Source organism: Methanosarcina baikalica, assembly GCF_031461075.1.
GTDB lineage: Archaea > Halobacteriota > Methanosarcinia > Methanosarcinales > Methanosarcinaceae > Methanosarcina > Methanosarcina baikalica.
In genome coordinates this window covers 1-14,626 of record NZ_JAVKPK010000083.1, presented here as the reverse complement: position 1 = coordinate 14,626, position 14,626 = coordinate 1, and the positions used below count along the sequence as shown (strand labels likewise).

Annotated in this window: 7 protein-coding genes and 1 pseudogene; 5 read left to right on the top strand and 3 right to left on the bottom strand. The window is 40.7% G+C overall.

Going from position 1 to position 14,626, the window contains the following annotated elements; genetic code table 11:
- Positions 1-1,158 precede the first annotated feature (1,158 nt).
- Both mtaC and mtaB read left to right on the top strand, forming a co-directional pair.
- The gene (gene mtaC, locus RG963_RS14780; protein WP_310577053.1) at positions 1,159-1,941 is read left to right on the top strand and encodes a methanol--corrinoid protein MtaC; all 783 of its coding nucleotides are present in this window, start codon (positions 1,159-1,161) and stop codon (positions 1,939-1,941) included.
- A 13-nt stretch (positions 1,942-1,954) separates the two neighbouring features.
- Complete coding sequence (gene mtaB, locus RG963_RS14775; protein WP_310577052.1) at positions 1,955-3,340, top strand: methanol--corrinoid protein co-methyltransferase MtaB; 1,386 nt, start codon at positions 1,955-1,957, stop codon at positions 3,338-3,340.
- Positions 3,341-4,093: 753 nt separating this feature from the next.
- Here the strand turns inward: mtaB and mtaA are convergent.
- Complete coding sequence (mtaA, locus tag RG963_RS14770) at positions 4,094-5,113, bottom strand: methylcobamide:CoM methyltransferase MtaA (protein ID WP_310577051.1); 1,020 nt, start codon at positions 5,111-5,113, stop codon at positions 4,094-4,096.
- Positions 5,114-5,524: 411 nt separating this feature from the next.
- Between mtaA and RG963_RS14765 the strand changes: the two genes are divergently transcribed.
- Both RG963_RS14765 and RG963_RS14760 read left to right on the top strand, forming a co-directional pair.
- A complete protein-coding gene (locus tag RG963_RS14765) occupies positions 5,525-5,761 on the top strand; it encodes a macro domain-containing protein (RefSeq protein WP_310577050.1) in 237 nt (78 codons plus the stop codon).
- 572 nt (positions 5,762-6,333) lie between these two features.
- Positions 6,334-11,847: a tetratricopeptide repeat protein gene (locus RG963_RS14760; RefSeq protein ID WP_310577049.1), complete on the top strand. Its 5,514-nt coding sequence runs from the start codon at positions 6,334-6,336 to the stop codon at positions 11,845-11,847.
- A 155-nt stretch (positions 11,848-12,002) separates the two neighbouring features.
- Here the strand turns inward: RG963_RS14760 and RG963_RS14755 are convergent.
- Together RG963_RS14755 and RG963_RS14750 are read right to left on the bottom strand one after the other, a co-directional pair.
- Positions 12,003-12,253, bottom strand: a pseudogene (locus RG963_RS14755) (DUF4277 domain-containing protein); the annotation flags it as partial.
- An 86-nt stretch (positions 12,254-12,339) separates the two neighbouring features.
- Positions 12,340-13,389: an acyltransferase gene (locus RG963_RS14750; protein WP_310577048.1), complete on the bottom strand. Its 1,050-nt coding sequence runs from the start codon at positions 13,387-13,389 to the stop codon at positions 12,340-12,342.
- A 338-nt stretch (positions 13,390-13,727) separates the two neighbouring features.
- Between RG963_RS14750 and RG963_RS14745 the strand changes: the two genes are divergently transcribed.
- Positions 13,728-14,435, top strand: a complete 708-nt coding sequence (locus RG963_RS14745) for a LamG domain-containing protein (RefSeq protein WP_310577047.1) — start codon at positions 13,728-13,730, stop codon at positions 14,433-14,435.
- Positions 14,436-14,626 lie beyond the last annotated feature (191 nt).

The window sequence follows — 14,626 nt, the reverse complement described above, 5'->3', positions numbered from 1 at the left end:
GTATAATTCAACTCGCACAATTGCTTTGTGTGAGGGATTCATACAAGACGTTTCTTGTATATAAAGCTTTTCCGTCCCACAATTTTTCATCCAGAGATCCAAAACAAATGAAAATATTTTGTTTGAATCTATAGAGATATTGCCATTCCGATCATTTGAGGATCAGTAGAGAGGCGGACACTCACAAATTTGCTTTGTGAGGGATACATACAAGACATTTCTTATATATAAAGCTTATTATTCAGCATATTTGTAGATATAGATTTTATTGCAAAAGCTTATTTTTGCTAAATCTATAGGTTTAATGCCCCCTGATCATCTTATTTCAGGGAATCTTCTAGATGCATTACTAGTATATATATCTGTCCATAAAATGCCTTAAATACAAATCACATCAAGAGAAAAATGAGTGATCGAAATTACAGTCTTTATTTTATGTTTTTTGAGGACATTTTAATAATATTATGCATTTTAATTATATTTTATGCAGTTTCCGGCAACTGCCTGAATCTGCTGGAAACCTGAGAAAAACTGCAATTCTATGAATATTTTAATGCTGGCAATTAGATATATTTTGTAACTATTCAGCCTACCAAAAATCAGTTGATTGATATTGATTTTAATATCACAGATAAGTGTGATTACTAACCAATGAAAAAATAAAAAACACAATCAATAGCCTACAATTTAAGGAAACCAATTCCTATAAAGTTGTCCATCGAATCTTGTGAAATATGGCTATTGTGGTTGTTTTTCCCAGGCTGAATAGTTACTGTATTTTTTAATTATGCTTAAGTCATAAGAGACTCCATGAAAACAAGATATTAAAAATAATCGGGCCTTATGATAACGAAAATTCTAGCCTTCAGTTCAGTGTGATAACTTTAAACATGCTCAGTGAGATTTATATATATACAATTCCAATTAAAGTAAGGGGAGTTAGAAGTCCTTTTAAGAAATTGGGAAGAATTCGGGAATTTATACCTATTTAGATATCGTTTAGTTGTCTTTGTTAGATCTCGTATAGTTGTCTTTATGGAAAAAAGAGAGATTAGGCATCTAAGCAGAATTAAGGTCTATTTTAGGGAAAAATTTAATTTTTAACCCGGCTTTGGTCCCTGTAAATAATCAGGGATTGATTGCTCCTCAAATGCCAAGATGGAGGTTAGATATTTGATAGATATAGATCCCAGTGGTATTCTGGTTCGTTACAACGTAGCTCTGGAAAAGGCAATGACACCGGAAGACGCTGCAAAAGAGCTCTATCCTACGGACAAATTAATCTACCCGATCGCAAAGGCCATCTTTGAAGGAGAGGAAGATGACGTGGTCGACGGTCTCAAGGCAGCAATGAAGGCAGGCAAGGATCCGATTGCCCTTATCGACGATGCTCTCATGGTTGGCATGGGTGTTGTCACAAAGCTTTACGATGAGGGTGTAATTTTCCTACCAAACGTCATGATGTCTGCTGATGCCATGCTGAATGGTATTGAGTTCTGTAAGGAAAACTCCAAAACCTCTCCTGTAACCAAAGGAAAAGTTGTCTGCCACGTTGCAGAAGGTGACGTTCATGACATCGGAAAGAACATTGTTGCTGCCCTCCTGAGAGCAGCAGGCTACGATGTAGTGGACCTGGGAAGAGATGTTCCGGTCGACGAAGTCATAGCTGCAGTGGAAAAAGAGAGTCCAATGATGCTTACCGGTACAGCCCTTATGACTACAACCATGTATGCCTTCAAGGAGATCAATGACAAGCTTCTGGAAAAAGGTTATAGAATCCCCTTTGCGTGCGGAGGCGGTGCTGTGAACCAGGACTTCGTGTCCCAGTATGAACTGGGGGTTTATGGAGAAGCAGCAGCTGATGCCCCTAAGATGGCCGATTTCATCAAGGCACATGGGGACAATATTGTGAAATTGAGGGAGACATTCCATAAACACTGAGGAGGTGGAGTAGATGGCAGTAACAAGATGTACTAAAATGGCTTATGCAAAAGCGGATGACATGATTTTCGGAAAAGCCGTCAAGCCAGTCAAAGCAGGGCTTGGACTTGAAATCGGTGCCGGATACACAACTCCCGAAGTGAACTATGCCCCAAGACCTGAAGCAGGAGCATCCAAAGAAAAGCTCATAAAAGAGTATGAAAGGATCACCACCGACATCATGGCAAGGATGGTTCAGATCGGAGCTCCAGCTGTTGTGCTCGAAACCGAACATGTCCAGCAGATGTCCAATAACCCCTCCTGGGGAGCAGAAGTTGCACACGCCCAGAAAACCATCATGGAAGAATACCACGATGAACATGGCATAAAGTGCGCACTCCGCCACACAATCGGTGATATCCGTGAGAACAGGGATTTCCTTCAGCTCAGGGGAGACAAGTACTCCGTTTTCCTCGAGGCTTTTGAACAATGCGCCAAGTCCGGTGCAGATATGCTTGCCGTTGAGTCAATGGGTGGTAAGGAAGTTTTCGACTATGCTATTCTCAGGAACGACATGGCAGGCATACTTTATGGCATAGGCGTTCTCGGCAGCATGGACATGGAGATGATCTGGCAAGACATTGCAGCAATTGCGAAGAAAACCGGAACTATCGCCTCGGGAGACACAGACTGTGCCCAGGCAAACACTGCGATGTTCATTGCAGGGGGTCTGCTGGATAAGAACCTTGCCCACACCATCGCAATAATTGCAAGGTCAATATCTGCAGCAAGGTCTCTCGTTGCATATGAAGCCGGTGCAGTTGGCCCTGGAAAGGACTGCGGATATGAAAACACTATTGTCAAAGCGATTGCAGGTGTCCCGATTGCTCAGGAAGGTAAGACCTCAACCTGTGCCCACTCTGACCTGATGGGTAACCTGACCATGCAGTGCTGTGACCTCTGGTCCAACGAGTCTGTTGAATACCACGGTGAATTCGGTGGTACCACAGTTCAGTGCTGGTCCGAAACCCTGGCATATGATTGCGCCCTGATGAATGTTGCTCTTAATTCGGGTAACGCCAAAATCCTGAGGGATATGTTCGCAGCTTCGGATATGTATAGAGACGCGCAGGGTTATGTACTCGCATACCCGAATGCCTACAGAGTAGGACAGGCCATTGCCAAGAACGGAGACGATATTTACCTCCGTGCCAAGAACGCAGCAATAGAAAGCATCAAAATCGTCGAAGAAGGAGCAAAAGGCAAACTTTCCCTTTCCAGGTTCGAAGCAACTGCCCTTGCAAATTCAAAGGCAGCTTTCCAGGCCCTTACTGACGACAAGGACAAGTTCATGAGTGATTGCCTTACAAAATATAAAGATGAAGTCAAAGTATTCCTGCCGGAGAACTACGGCCTCTAATCGAGGCAAGTTCTTTCCATTTTTTGAAAATTCCGAATTTAATTTTCTGTTGACAAAGTTCATGTAAGATTCTTTTACTTATTGACAGGGACTTTACCTGCTGGCTGCCAACAGTTTGAATGCATACTATAGTTTTGAATGTAAATAATTACACTTATGTAAATAATTAAACTCAATTCACTCCAGCCTTTATAATCACACGATGTATGAAAAAATCAGCACCATACATTAGAACCACAGGAAACGCGGAAAAGCCGTAATTTCTTAAATACGCCTTTTAAATTAGTCCGCTTGAGAGAGGAGAAACGGACCCTGGGCTGTTGTGATTACATCGCAACGAAAAGAAAAATCAGAGAATTTTCTGTTCCTGAGACGCAATTAGAGCAGAAATCTATGTGTCCTTACTTCCTTTCTTCCGGGTCGTATGTAATTTCAGTGGTTCCTCTTTTCGTTTGGAATTATAGTCAATAAATCAATAAGGGCCTGTTACGAAATAACCTGAGCAACACAGAATTATAACACAGAATTATTTATGAATCAAATCGATAAGCCGGTCTGAAAAATAGTTGAGTGCAGTAAAAAAAGTGCTTAAGTTATTTCGCGGAGGGTCCTAAGGATGAAGGTTAAGGATAAAAGAAATACAAAAACCTGAGAATGAGAAAAAAGTAAAAACAAATACAGGAAAAAAGAAGCCTGTAAAAATGTACTGGAATATCGAAAAAAAATTAAAAATTATTTTGCTTTTCTGGATCCTCAAGCGTAGTACTCGTTTCTTGCCTCGACCATAGCTTTAATGTGGGAAAGCGGAGTCATGGGTGCAATTCCACAGCCAGGAGCAAGTACATCCACTCCTTCTTCGAGAGCTTTTTTGGATTCTTCTTTGATTTTATCGATCGGACCAGGAAGTAAAGTGAAGGGGCTCGAGATATTTCCTACGAGTCTTGCCCTGTTCCCAAGTACTTCTTTAGCCTTTTTTATGCTGCCGACTTTTTCTTCAACGCTCAGGCCTTCGAACCCGCAATCTGCCATATAGTTGAGGATAGGACCCACATTCCCACAGATATGCAGGACTGTAACTGAATTTACGTTTGAGGAAAACTTTTGCAGCCTCGATTGGAGTTCACTTTTAAAAGAATCCGGACTCAAAAGGTCAGGAGAGGCCACAGGATCCGCAACGGAAATAACATCTGCTCCTGCAAGAACCATTGAATTTGCATAAGATATTGTGGCTTCGGTTGCAAAATCCAATACCTGGTGTAAAAGCTCAGGTTTTTTAAGAGACCATTTCATAAAGGACTTTACACTCGCCAGATCCGAGGCAAGGGTAACTGGCCCTTCCATTCCCCCGATAATGGGTACATCCGGTCCAACCTTTTCTCTTATTATCTTAATTGAATCAAGTACAGCCTGAATTCTGCCCTTATCAAGCATATTCTCAGGCATTTCCATGCCTTCCAGATCCTTAGGGTACGGATGCGCAATGACAGACGGTTGCCTGTTCTTTGTTCCCATGTTGACTTCGCAGCCCATTGCCTCGGCAAGTACGGTCAGGCAATAAGGAATCCTTACAGCTTCGAGTCCGCTAAGCTCGTAATTCGCAATCGCCAGCTTTGCCATCAGTTCAGGGTCAGAGTGGGATTCTGGCCAGGGAGCTCCCACTTTATCCATTAATTCCACAATTCCCGTCTGGGTTACGGAACAAACAGGTACTTTGTCAACTTTCTTTCCTTCTAGCGCGTTTAAAAGTCTCTCCTTAAGTGTCATCTCATCCATAGCTGCCTCCCCATGTTAAGTTTCAACTTTAAAGTTTATGACCTTACTTATTCGTGGCATTACTGATCTAAAAGATCGATTTTATTAAGATAACCCTGATAACCCCTGAAGCACATCAAAGTTTTCAGAGTTTCCGGCACAGGCAAATAATCACCTTCGGAATACCAAAATCCTCATGCTCGGATTGACTATTATAATCTATGTTTTATGCTATATGATTGTTTGGAATACACAACTAAAAACAGGAACGTGAAAAAGAAAAATAGTCCTGAGCAAAAGCAAATAGAGAAAGCAAAACAGAGCAAAAACAGGAGGTAGCAAAAGCAGAACATAGCAAGGAATACAAATCATATAGCACTCCCGCGAAGATATCAGACAAAATAGAAAGGAATAAAAGCAAGAGAGCGGATTATGATCCGGATTTCAGACAGAGTAAGGTTAATTCAAGGAGATATCATAAAACTCAAAGTGAATGCAATCGTAAACGCTGCAAATTCTGCGCTTCTGGGAGGCAGAGGAGCTGATGGGGCCATTCACAGGGCTGCAGGAATTACAGTTTCCGAAATAAGAAAGTTTATTAAGAAAATTAATTACCTGAAAAGATTTTACTTGTCTGTTTCAAGAAGGAGATTTGCAGGTATTGAATGAAAGCCTTGAAAGAAATTTTTGGAATTTAATTTAGATTTAAAAAATTTATTTACATCTATTTTTATAATTTAAGCCGACTGCGAAATGCATCGAATACCTTCAAAAAGCACTTTCGAAAGATAAATAGAAGAGTATCCCCCACTCTCAATTATGAAGGATTGTTTATATACAATGTTAGGAGATAAGATTCTAGATAAAAATTAACAATGACAATAGATCCTGGTCAGGATTGAATAATTAAATTTTATCAGTTGATGCCGGTGAATTTGTCCGGAAAAGGCATTTGTGAAAAAGGGTATTTAAATTGCCATAACAGGAAATTATAGAAATAATTTAATATGTTGCGGGTTTATAATTTACAAAAAGTTCTTACATTTACAAGACAGGTAATATTTATCACAATTATTGAAAAAGAGCTTTTAAGAGCTAGAAACAGGAAGAGTACTCGCAAAAAGCCCTGAAGCCGGAGAAAGCAGGGCAAAATATTATTGAAGCCAGATAGAAACCCCACATTTAAAGATAAGATTTATTTGAGCTTGCAGGAATAGATTTAGAAAAAAGGATCGGAGGAGTTGCTTATCAATAACGATGAAGCCTTTCAAAGAGGCCTTGACCTGGTTAAACATAAAAGGTACGAAAAGTCGATTAATGTTTTCAATAAAATTCTGGACAAAGACAAAAGTCACACTGGAGCCCTTTTCAACAGGGGACTCGCCCTGCTGGAAATTAAAAAACCGGACGAAGCTCTCGACTCTTTTGATCAGGTCCTGCGTTTAGAGCCAGGAAATTCCGATGCCCTTTATAAGAAAGGAAAGGCTCTGGCAACCCTCGGAAAATTTGGAGAGGCACTGGAAGTCTATGATGATGCGCTTGAAATAAATCCAGAAAATTCGAAAATCTGGTACAGGAAAGGACTTGTATTTGCCGAACTGGGACGGACTGAAGCTTCAATTCTTTGTTTTGAGAAAGGGCTTGAATTTGAACCTGAATGCGGAACCGCCTGGTATGCCATAGGGACAGTGGCTGGAAAAGCTGGCAGGTACGAAGAAGCCCTGGAAAGTTTCGGACATGCACTTAACATCAACCCGAAAAATTTAGAGGCCTGCTATGCAAAAGGGCTGGTTTTTGCAAAGCTCGAAGAGTATGAAAAAGCCCTGGAATGTTTTAATTCTCTGATTCGGGAAAACCCGAAGCATACAGATGCCTGGGAACAGAGATGTTTTTCACTGGCAAATCTCGAGAGAAATGAAGAAGCTCTGGAATGTATTGACGCATTTTTAAGAAAATTTCCTGCCAGCGAGGCTGTTCTCTATCAGAGGGGCATACTTTTAAGCGAACTTTCCAGCTATGAGGACGCCGAAAAAACCTTTTCGAAAATACTGAAACTCAATCCCGGGAATAAAGAAATCTGGCTCAGGAAAGGCCTTGCTCTTATTCAGCTACTCAGGCTCAATGAAGCAATAGATGCTTTTGAGGAAGCAATCCGACTTGATCCCGTTTATCTCGAAGCCTGGAACTACAAATGCCTTGCTCTCATGAAACTTGAGGTCTACGAAGAAGCCATCGAGGCCTTTGACTCAGTGCTTGCAGTTTATCCGGAAATGAAGGAAAGCTGGTATAACAGGGCTCTTGCTCTCCTGAAACTGCAGCGCTTTAAGGAAGCTGCGCAATCTTTTTCCAGAGTTACCGAACTGGACCCGGCATATGGAGATTCATGGTTCCAGCAGGGGCACTTGCTTGCCAGGACAGGGAAATATGAAGAAGCTCTCAAAGCTTTCGATTCCATGCTTGAATACAACCCGGAATTCACCGAAGCTCAGAAGTTCAGGGGCACTGTACTTGTAAAGCTAAACCGCTTTGAAGAAGCCCTTGAATCCTTTGCACAGAGTCTCGAAAAAGAACCCGATAACTACACCCTCTGGCTCCAGCAAGGGCTAATTTTCCTTGATAGCGGAAAATTCGAGCCTGCCCTGAAGACTCTTGAGAAAGCTGCGGAGCTTAAACCCGAGTGTGAAGCCTGCTGGATGAATAAGGGTTTTGCACTTTATTCCATGAAACGTTATGAAGAAGCCCTTAAAGCCTTTGAGGAAGTTCTTCGGCTGAACCCTTATCTTGAGAAAGGATGGAATAAAAAAGGAATAGTTCTAGGAAAGCTTGGAAAAACGGAAGAAGCCCTAGAGTCTTTTGAAGAGGCTATCAGGCTCAGGCCTGACTTTGAAGACGCCTGGAGAAACAGAGGGCTAATTTTACTGGCTGCCGAAGAATACGAAAAAGCAGACGAAGCCTTTGCTGAAGTCCTTAAAACAAGCCCTGATGATCTCGACTCCATTTACGAAAGGGGAATAGCCCTGCTCAAGTTGGGAAGAAAGGAAACTGCCCTGGAATGCCTTGAAAAAGTCCTATCTCTTAATCCGGATTATCCGGATATCTTATATAGCCTCGCGGTTGCACAGATGGAACTTGGAAAACCGGAAGAAGCTCTGGAAACCTTTGAAAAGCTTGCTGCAAAGAATCCCGAAGATCTGGAAATCCAGTGCAGAAAAGGAAAACTTGCAATGGAGCTCGGGAAATATGAAACTGCACTGCAGGCGTTTGGACAGGTGCTCTGCCAAAAGTCGGAGTCCAGGGAAGCCTGGTACCAAAAAGGGCTTGCCCTGATAAAACTGGAACATTTTGAAGATGCTATAGAAGCCTTTGATGAAGTAATTATAAAGGATGTCAATTTTAAGGATATAAAAAGTTCCAATTATAATGATACAAAGAATTCAAATTATAATGATACAAAGACCCCCGACTACAATGAAGCCCGGATTTACAAAGGTTTTGCGCAGATGCAGCTTGAAAGGTATATCCCTGCCCTTGAAACCTTTGAGACTGCTCTTAAAGAAAGACCGGATTCGGATATTCTATGGTACTACAAAGGCCTTAGCCTGTACAGAATAAACATGCCAGGAGAAGCAGCCTGTGCCTTTGAGTCAGCTGTTAGCCTGAACCCCGAAATGAAGGAAGCTCTCGAATATAAGGCTCTCTGCCTCTTTGAAACCGAACAGTACGAAACTGCCCTGGCAGCTCTGGAAGCCGTTCTCGAAAAAGATCCTGAAAACCTTTCTGCTCTCAATAACATTGCCTTTTCTCTTCTGCAGTTGAAGAGGTATGAAGAGGCAACTGAAGCTTTTTCCAGGGTGCTGCAACTTGACCCTGGCAGGGAAGAAGCCAGGTATTATCTTGGGACCGCTAGCTTCGAATCAGGACAGTATGATAAAGCCCTTTCTGTTTTTGAAGAGATAACTGAGGGTTCCGGGAAAAATTCTTTTGCACAAAACTCCTGTGCACAAAATTCTTCTGCGCTTTACTTGAAAGGGCTTGTACTTATCAGGCAGGAAGCTTATGAAAAAGCGCTTGAAGTTTTTTCAAGGCTTATCGAAGAGGATCCCCTGTTTGCAGAAGCCTGGTATTTAAGAGGCATATCCCACTCAAAACTAAAGCAGCATGAAAATGCTGTCAGAGACTTAGAAAATGTACTTGAAATCGATCCTGCCTTTCAGGATGCCTGTTACCAGCTTGGACTCTCCTGTTTTGAACTTGGAAATTTTGAAGGTGCTGTAAGAGCTTTTGAGACAGCACTTGAAATAGACTTTGGAAACCTTGATGCTCTATATATGAAAAGCCTCTCTCTATTACGGTCAGGAAGATACGGAGAGTCTGCCTCAGGTTTTAGAGAGATCCTTAAAAAGGACCAGTCCAATGCTGAAGCTCTTGCACATCTGAGCACAGCCTGTTTCAAACAGGGACTTTACGAAGAAGCTCTTGAGATCTTTGATATGGTTCTAAGGAAGAATCCGGAGCGAAAAACCATCCTTTTTAGAAAAGGGGTTGTGTTAAAAGCCCTTGGAGAAGTAAAGGAGGCTTCAGCTATCTTTGATTCGGTCCTTAAACTTAAGCCTGACTGTACTTATGCTCTTGAGCAGAAAGGGTACACTCATTTCGAACTTGAGGAATATCAGGAAGCAATTGGGGCGTTTAAAGTGGCTCTGGAATACTGTCCGAAAAAAGAAGATTTGCATTACGCCAGAGCTATTGCCTTTTTCAGGCTGGGGAACTTTGAGGAAGCCCTGAAATCCTTTGAAAACGCGTTTGACCTCGGCTGCCAGAAGCCCGAATTGCCATATTATGCAGGAATTTCCTGCTTCGAACTCGAAGAATATGAAAAAGCAGTGGGAGCCTTTGACATTGTCCTTAAAGCAGGAGCAACTGATCCTGAGGTTCTGCACAAGAAAGCCCTTGCCCTTTTTGAGCTCCGAAGGCCGGAAGAAGCTGTTTCTGCGGTTAATACTCTTCTCGAACTTGCAGCTGAGAGCTTTAATATAGAAAATACTGGAGAGGATAGAGGAGAAAAAGAAGGAAAGAGTGCGGGAGAAAATCCTTTTGAAAACTCTCAGGCTTTTGGAGAGCTCCTTGAAAGGTTTGCATCTTCCCTTATAGAACTTGGGAAATATGAAGAAGCCCTGCTGCCACTTGGAAAGCTTACAGCTAGCGGACCAGTTTCGAGAGAGCTTCTTTACGGCAAAGGAATTGTGCTTCTGAAACTTGGCAGGCTGGAAGAAGCCCTTGAGGTATTTTCAGAACTTCTTTCATTCTATCCGGATTTTGAAAAAGCATGGTACGGAAGAGGTCTTACTCTCTTTTCTCTTGAATACTATGCTGAAGCTCTCGAAGCCTTCGAGCAGGCTGTCCCGGGAAATCAAGAAGAAAACCGCGGATTAAAAGACAAATTAAATTATTTAGAGACAGAAGACGCCTGGAAGAAGATGGGGCTTTCCCAGCTCAAAATGGGAGGCTATGAGGCTTCCCTTGAGACATTTGAAAAAATCCTTGAGGCAAAACCGGAGGCTGCAGATATCTGGTATGTAACAGGGCTTGCTTTAAGAGGACTTGACCGGGACCAGCAAGCGCTAGAAGCTTTTGAAAGGGCTCTGGAACTCGATTCGGCGCTGGAAGTTGCCTGGGAGCAAAAAGGGCTTGCCCTCCTTGGACTGAATAGTTATGAGGAGGCCTGCCAGGCTTTCAATTCGGCTTTGATCCTGAACCCTGAAAACATAAACGCTCTCTACAGCCGGTCAGTGGCCAATTTTAAGCTCCAGCACTTCAAGGAAGCTGCACAGGATCTTGAAAAGGTGCTCCTGCTTGCCCCTGATTTCCCGGAATTTATTGAAGTCTGTTACAGGCTCGGGATCTCAAGAATGGAGCTTCAGGAATATGAAAAAGCCCTGAAGGCTTTTGATATAATTCTGGAGCACGACCCTGTGCACAGGGAAGCCCTCTATCATAGCGCTCTTGTGCTTTTCAACCTTGGAGAATACGAAACTGCTGCCGAAACCTTTGGAATGTTGCTGGAAGCTGCACCCGACGACCCTGAAAGCCTGAACTATCTGGGGCTCTGCTTCCTGGAACTCGGTAACTCCAAAGCAGCCCTGAAAGCCTTTGAAAAAGCCGCACTTTTTAACCCCGGGAACGAGGAAGCCCTTTATAATGCAGCCACGACCCTTATCAAACTTGACCGGGCGCAAGAGGCCCTTAGCTATTTTGACCGCATCCTTGAGATCTCCCCTGAGAACCTCGATGCCCTGAACTTTAAGGGAATTGCCTTCTGCACGCTCGAACTGTACAGGGAAGCCCTGCGGGCTTTTGACCTTGTGCTGGAAAAAGAACCTGAGAACATCAAAGCGATCTATAATATAGGGATTGTCTGCTTCAAACAGAAACTTTACGAGACTGCATGCAGGGCATTTGGCGAAGCCTTAGCCCTTAACCCCTGGCATGAACAGTCCCTGAAATATCTGGGTATCTCTCTTGCAAAAATCGGAGAATACGAGGAAGCCCTGAAAGCCTTTGACAGGCTGCTAAGGATAAACCCGCGTGATGCCCAGTCCATGAATTACAGAGGAGTTATCCTCGGAAAAATGGAAAGATACGGCGAAGCCATAAGGACTTTCAGTGAAATCCTGCGCCTCTATCCGGACCTGGCAGACGCAAAAAGGAAACTTGAAGCTTTAAAATGCATTCAAAACGAAGAAAGTTTCCCCTAAAACCTCTACTAAGGCTTCTGCCAGAGAAAAGATTCCTGAGATATAGAGGGAATCTTTTACAGATATTTTTTCTAAAGATTCTTTCATGAAGCTGACCTCAAAACTCAAAATCGTTTTTTAGATCTCGAATAGATCAGATGCACTGACTCCAGGAATAGATCAGATGCACTGACTCCAGAACCAAGTAGTCTTTCAATTGGAAGAGTTTCAAGGTACTGAAAATACGTGTAAAGGTGACTGTTAGTGAAACCAGGACAATTGAGAAGCATTGCTTTTACTACAATAGAATGAGCTAACTTGTGCTGCCCATATTTGGGCAGCACTTCGTCAATCACTTTTCCAATTTCAAGTTCATCATAATGCCAGAAATGATTCCATGATCAAAAGAACGTGTTGTAACAAGCATAATGAAATCAGAGTCAAGATACAATATATTTAATAGTTGTATATTAGTGAGGAAAATGAATAAATTTGTCAGACATCTGTGGAAGGTCAGCTGAATGAGGATAAAATTGATTTTGGGATGAGTTTACGTAGTATTAAAAACAATTTCTTTCTAAAGAAATCGATAATCAAACACGAGACTAAAACACCGATTCCTGAAAATAGAACATGCCAAACAAAAAGAGGACTGTAATAATAGTCAGCACAATGAAGGATGTTAGAGTACAACACATCCAGTACAAATGGATGATTTGATATCAGATATATGCCGAAAACAGATGTTGCCATAAAATTTATTGTTGGGGATTGTATTTTGATGCTTTTGAACACCATAAAAAGACAAATGGCCCCAAATTCTACAAAAATAAAATTATAGTTCCAGGGATCGGCAAAGAAGTACTCGGGAGTTTCAGAAAACGTTCTAAGAAGCATGACTCCAGAGAATATTAAAAAACTACATATAAGATACCCAACTAAGAAATAGGTTGGGTTTTTGATTGGAAGATCATATTTTTTTATGTATGCGCCTACACAATAAAGAAAAACAAAATTATATAAACTGTATCCGGTGTCGGTAAAATAGGTAAAATTAATTGACGGTAAGATTACAAAAAAAACTGCGGAAATTATAATTAGTTTCTTATGATCTGCTTTTTTCATATTTTGAAGAGCTATATTTATAAATGGGGAAAAAAGATACAGAACGATGTATAATGTCACAAACCAGTATGTTCCAGTAATTACCGGGAAAAATGCTTGTAATATTGTGGGTACGGTCAGAGGCTCAATCCCAGTAAACCAAAATATTGATGAAATCGTTACCGAATAAAAAATGACCTGCGCCCAGAGGCCAATGACTTTTTTTAATTTAAATTTTCCATTAATTTGATAGTATCCGGTTATAAGTATAAAACAGTCTACTGCAATGATAAAGAGGCTTTCTAACCCATAAGCGGAATAATAATTTGAATCCGAAGGTGTAAGTGTATGAAACACCCCTCCATACTTAAAATAATGGAGACATATAATCATTAAGATTAAAACAAGCCTTAATAGCTCAAAATTTGAGTCGCGAATAGTACTTTTATTAGGTGACATAAATATCATTTAATTATTATTTTGTGCTTTGTACCGAAGTTGTCAATGCAACAGATGAAATTAAAATTAAACAAAAAATAAGAGATATTGATGCTAAAGGTTATTGAACATAATATTAACTATTATATAATAGTACTTATTATATATTGTTTATTTTTTAAATAAAGATATAAATATTAGATATATCCTATTGAGTTTTAAACATTTCCTTCAGAACTTTGTATACTATGAAAAAAAATTCAACTAGGAAAATTACAGAAAATACATAAACATCGAATCTGAGCTTGACTACAGGCAATAAACGTTTTGAAATATTCATAAAAATATGTTAGGGTAAAATGAAGACTATTAAATATTTGATGTGCTTGTTTGTTCTGTTAATTGTATTGATTTTGGTTTTTCCGGCAGGACTGAATACACAATCTTCACAGGCAGGAGTGAACTGGAAAGGGCAAAACTGGTATTTGACAGGGGGCAAAGCAAATCCCGGTAATAATTACTGGAATAACACAGGTGCATGGATAGATGACCAGAATAGAATGCACTTAACAATTGTAAATGACAATGGCAAATGGAAATGTACTATGTTAAACAGTCAAAATTCATATCTTTATGGTACTTTCACATGGACTGTAGCTTCACCTGTTTATACTTTTGACAAAAATAGTGTGGTAGGACTTTGTACCTATTTAGACGACTATCATGAATTAAATATTATAACTTCAAGATGGGGCGAACCTGATGGAAATCAACTCTGGTATTCTATAGAACCCTCTAAAATTGAAGGAAATAGTAAAGATTATCTGGTTCCATCGAGCATCGAAGGCATAAACACAACCTATAGAATTGAATGGAAACCCAATTATATAAGATTCACATCCACGCAGGCAGATGGAACAGTTATAGCAGACTATAATAATACAAATATTTCTTCAATTCCGAAAGAGCCTGAAAGTATTATAATGAATTTGTTGTTAGTGGCTCCTCCATCCGATGGAAAGAATATTGAACTTATAATTAGTGACTTCACAGTTACTAATGATTAAACTACAAAGTGGCTTTTAAGCCACTAAACTCCTTTTTTAGAGCTATTTAGGGAATATACAAACCCTCACATAGATTTTGTTTGCCCAGACTGACTGATTTGAATTTACCTTTTAGCCATACTTTTATTTGATATAGGGTCTTCTTAAACTCACTATCAAACTGAAGATTATTTCTCTTTTATTCCACTAAT

Coding starts and splice junctions, on each gene's coding strand:
- mtaA (WP_310577051.1), bottom strand. CDS start 5,113: ATGGATGAGATGACACTTAAGGAGAGACTTTTAAACGCGCTAGAAGGA.
- RG963_RS14765 (WP_310577050.1), top strand. CDS start 5,525: ATGATCCGGATTTCAGACAGAGTAAGGTTAATTCAAGGAGATATCATA.
- RG963_RS14750 (WP_310577048.1), bottom strand. CDS start 13,389: ATGTCACCTAATAAAAGTACTATTCGCGACTCAAATTTTGAGCTATTA.
- mtaC (WP_310577053.1), top strand. CDS start 1,159: ATGGAGGTTAGATATTTGATAGATATAGATCCCAGTGGTATTCTGGTT.
- RG963_RS14745 (WP_310577047.1), top strand. CDS start 13,728: ATGAAGACTATTAAATATTTGATGTGCTTGTTTGTTCTGTTAATTGTA.
- mtaB (WP_310577052.1), top strand. CDS start 1,955: ATGGCAGTAACAAGATGTACTAAAATGGCTTATGCAAAAGCGGATGAC.